The organism is Psychrobacter proteolyticus (assembly GCF_038155145.1).
Lineage (GTDB): Bacteria > Pseudomonadota > Gammaproteobacteria > Pseudomonadales > Moraxellaceae > Psychrobacter > Psychrobacter proteolyticus_B.
Genome location: NZ_JBAKAY010000116.1, coordinates 1 through 224, shown reverse-complemented (window position 1 = coordinate 224; position 224 = coordinate 1). Strand labels below are relative to the sequence as shown.

The 224-nt window shown below is 46.0% G+C and carries 1 pseudogene; it reads right to left on the bottom strand.

What is annotated here, in order from left to right:
• Positions 1-35 precede the first annotated feature (35 nt).
• A pseudogene (locus V6252_RS13200) lies at positions 36-224 on the bottom strand (bile acid:sodium symporter family protein); the annotation flags it as partial.

The following is a 224-nucleotide window of genomic DNA, read 5'->3' as shown; positions in this document are numbered from 1 at the left end:
TGCGTTTATTCACTTTGCGTTTATTCATTGCGCTTTTATTCATAGGGGATCCGTGCCCATATTTGTGAAAGTGTCAGTCCTGACACTAAATGCCATACACCCCTGAATGCCGTAATCAGCATCATGCCGCCTGCTTCTGGGAAAATAGTAAATAAATTAACCAGTCCTAGCCCTGAGTTTTGTCTTCCTACTTCTAAAGTCACCGCGCGCCGATCCGCGACTGG